At 71.1% G+C, this 4051-nt stretch carries 1 protein-coding gene and 2 pseudogenes; all 3 read left to right on the top strand.

What is annotated here, in order from left to right; all coding sequences use genetic code 11:
- Positions 1-187: pseudogene (locus tag VM95_RS37165) on the top strand (ATP-binding protein); the annotation flags it as partial.
- 426 nt (positions 188-613) lie between these two features.
- Positions 614-3946 (top strand): sensor histidine kinase, encoded by a 3333-nt coding sequence (locus VM95_RS37170; RefSeq protein WP_052707812.1) that lies wholly within the window; start codon positions 614-616, stop codon positions 3944-3946.
- A 10-nt stretch (positions 3947-3956) separates the two neighbouring features.
- Positions 3957-4051 (top strand): annotated as a pseudogene (locus tag VM95_RS37175) (roadblock/LC7 domain-containing protein); the annotation flags it as partial.

The raw sequence follows: 4051 nt of genomic DNA on the forward strand, positions 1-4051 counted from the left end.
CCTGCCCTTCGTCGTCGCCCTCAACGGCTTCGACGGACACCAGCCCCACACCCCCGACGAAGTCCGCGAAGCCCTCCAACTCGGCGCCGACACCCCGGTCGTCACCCTTGACGCCCGCCGCCGCGACAGCGCCAAGAGCGCCCTCATCACCCTCGTCGAACACGCCCTCCTGGCCCGACTCCGCTGACACCCGCGCCGAGCCGCCTGCGGGGCGAGTGCACGAGCAGCAGCCCCGGTACCCCGTCCGGTCGGACGGGGTACCGGGGCTGTCGTGCCGAACGGCCGGTGTCCTCGGGGAGGCCCGCGCAAGGCCCGTGTATAAGCAGCCGATAACAGTTCGGTAGGCATTTGGTGATCAACAATGACTCAGTGTGGCTAATCAGCGCCGTTCAGCGCCAGATGACCACGGTTTTGCTCCGTCATGTCAACGAATGTCCGTATTGTGCCGACGCGTGCCCGGACCGGCGGCTGTTTGTCCCGTATCCCCGCACGTGCTGAAATTCCAGCTACCCCTGTCGTTCTCGTGTCGGCCCGCATCCGGCGCCGGGCCCGGGGCACGGGGGTAGCGCTGGATTGATCCATGGCCGTCAGACGGCCGAGAGGTAGTTGTCGAGTGAGGCGTAAGCAGCAACCCGCCCCGCAGCGGCGCTCCGAGCCCCGCCAGAGCGAGCCGAACGGTAGCGCAGCGGCCCCGGCCGGATTCTCCGCGTTCACCCCCGCCGAGGAGCGCGGCCAGACCGCGCCCGCACCGGATCCCGCGGCCAAGCCCAAGGAACTCCGGACCGGCGGCGCGCAGGCCCGGGGCGACGACGGCGCCGGCCGCTACGACTTCCTCCGCCCGCGCAACTGGCGCGTGCCGACCCGTCTGATCGCGATCCTGCTGATCCCCGTGATCATCAGCATCGTCTTCGGCGGCCTCCGCGTGAACACCTCGATCGACGGCTTCATCAAGGCCTCCCGGGCCGAGAAGACCGCCGAGCTCGCCAAGGCGGCCACCGAGCTCGCCGAGGCGCTCGAGAACGAGCGCGACAAGACGCTGATACCCCTGATGACCAAGCAGGACCCGAACGGCGAGGTCGCCAAGCGCCGCGCGGACACGGATGCCGCCCTGAAGGCGTACAACGCCGCCTACGAGGCCTCCGACAAGTCCGGCGAGCTGCCGCGCCGCCACGAGGCCTTCCAGATCCTCGTCGCGGACCTCCCGCACCTGCGGGCCAACGCCTACAGCGGCGAGCTGTTCGCCAGCGCCACCGCCAACGCGTACTCGACGATGTTCTCCCCGCTGCTGGCCTTCGACAACTCGGTCGGCAACGGCTCCTCCAACGCCACCAGCAAGGGCCGCGCGATCTACGCGATGTCGCTGGCCAAGGCCGCCGCCTCGTCCGAGCGCGCGCTGATGCTGAACATCCTGATCGGCGCCGCGCAGGGCACGACCACGCGGTACGAGAACCAGGACATGACCCAGCAGATCCTGGTCTCCGAGAAGCTGGAACAGGTCTCGCTCAACGAGTTCAACACCGGTAGCGCCCCCGAGGACGCCCGCAAGTACGCGGACGCGCAGGTCGCCCTGGCCACCGCCCAGGACCGCTCGGCCTACAAGATGCCCAACGGCGCCGCGCCGAACATGCAGAGCCTGCTGGCCATCGCCGCCAACTACGCCGAGGCCGCCGCCATCGGCCAGGGCAAGGGCAAGGCCGCGGCCGACGCCGCGTTCGCCGAGGTCGTCGCCGCCGGTCTGACCCCGGACAACTGGAACCAGGCCGCCAACACCCACATCCAGGCGCTGCGGAACACCGAAGTCGCGCTGCTCAACGACGTCCTCACGGACTCCCGCAACCTCAAGGACAACGCGCTCTACGACGCCATCCTGAACTCCGGCATCGTCCTCGTCGCGCTCGTCCTGGCCGGTGTGATGACCGGCTACGTCGCCCGCTCGATGGTCCTCGGCATGCGCACCCTGCGCAACGCCGCCCTTGAGATCGCCGACCACCGCCTGCCGGACCTGGTCGAGAAGCTCTCCAAGACCGACCCCGACCGGGTCGACACCTCGGTGACGCCGATCCCGCTGCACGGCAAGGACGAGATCGGCGAAGTCGCCCGGGCCTTCGACCAGGTCCACCGGCAGGCCGTCGAACTCGCCGCCGAGCAGGCACTGCTGCGAGGCAACGTCAACGCGATCTTCACCAACCTGTCGCGCCGCAGCCAGAGCCTGATCCAGCGCCAGCTGGCGCTGATCACCGACCTGGAGAACAACGAGGCCGACCCGGACCAGCTGGAGAACCTCTTCAAGCTGGACCACCTCGCCACCCGTATGCGCCGCAACGGTGAGAACCTGCTCGTCCTCGCGGGCGAGGAGGCCGGCCGCCGCTGGAACACCCCGGTGCCGCTGGTCGACGTGCTCCGCGCCGCCGCCTCCGAGGTGGAGCAGTACGAGCGCGTCGAGCTCTCCGGCATCCCGGAGGTCGAGGTCGTCGGCGCCGCCGTGACCGACCTCGTCCACCTGCTCGCCGAGCTGCTGGAGAACGCCACCTCGTTCTCCAGCCCGCAGACCCGGGTGCTGGTCAACGCCACCCGCCTGCCGGACGGCCGGGTGCTGGTCGAGATCCACGACAAGGGCATCGGCCTCACCGCCGACGACTTCGCCGAGATCAACGAGAAGCTGGCCGAGCCGCCCACGGTCGACGCCACCATCTCCCGCCGCATGGGCCTGTTCGTGGTCGGCCGGCTGTCCCAGCGGCACGACATCCGCGTCCAGCTCCGCCCCTCCGGCGAGTCGGCCGGCACCACCTCGCTGGTCATGCTCCCGCCGTTCGTCACCCAGTCCGGCCCGGCCCCGGAGCCGGAGGAGCAGTTCACCGTCTCCCGGATCTTCGCCGACCAGGAGCCGACCTCCCAGTGGCCCCAGGACGGCCGCGCCCGCAGCGCCGCCGAGCTGGGCTTCGACGACCACCTCACGGGCGCCGGCAACGCCGGCTCCAGCGGGTTCAGCCCGGCCCTGGAGGCCGTCCAGCGCTCGCAGCGCCTCGACCAGGTCCGCCGCGCGGCCCTGGAGAGCGGCCCGCACGACCCGGTGCTCGACGCCGAGGTCGAGGAGGACTACCAGCAGGGCTACGACCCGTACGCCCCGCAGGGCTACCAGCAGCAGCCCGCCTACGCCGACGACCAGTACGGCTACGCGCAGGACGGCTACGCCCAGGACGGGTACGACCCGTACCCGCAGCAGCAGGGCTACGACCAGAACGCCGCCTACGCCGACGACCAGTACGGCTACGAGCAGGGCGGCTACCAGCAGGACGGCTACCACGGCCAGGACCAGTACGGTCAGCAGGCCCAGGAGGCCCCGGCCGGCCACCCGTACGCCCCGGAGCCGCCCGCCCTGCCGGCCGCCGAGCCCACCACCACCCTGCCGTCCGGGCTGCCGCAGCGCCGCCCCGGCCAGCAGCTGGCGGGCGGGGGCCTCGGCTCCGCGCCGGCCGGCGCCGTCCCGTCCGGCGACAGCCCGAACTGGTTCGCCGGCGCCAAGGACACCTCGGCCGTCCAGGAGCCGCGCGACGGCCACGACGTGTCGGCCCTCGGCGGATACGGCCCGACCGGCCCGACCGCCTCCCCCTGGCAGTCGCCCAACGACGGCGACTGGCAGCGGGCCGAGCAGCTGCGCGAGCCCGCCTCCAGCGGCACCACCGACTCCGGACTGCCGCGGCGCGTGCCCAAGCAGAACCTGGTGCCCGGGAACGCCAAGCCCACCCCGATGGACGGGCCGGCAGTCTCCCGCAACCCGGAGGAGGTCCGCGGCCGTCTCACCAACCTGCGCCGCGGCGTGGAGCAGGGCCGCAGCGTCGGCAACACCGGAAGCTTCCGGATCGACCCCGATCAGGTAGACCAGTCCGGCAACGGACAGAACCGAAGCACCGATCTCTTCGGCGGCTCGAACCACCAGGAGCGTTGAGTTGACCCAGATGAGCCAGGCCGCACAGAACCTGAACTGGCTGATCACCAATTTCGTGGACAACACCCCCGGGGTGTCCCACACCGTGGTGGTCTCCGCGGACGG

Origin of the sequence: Streptomyces rubellomurinus (genome assembly GCF_000961885.1) — a bacterium.
Classification (GTDB): domain Bacteria; phylum Actinomycetota; class Actinomycetes; order Streptomycetales; family Streptomycetaceae; genus Kitasatospora; species Kitasatospora rubellomurina.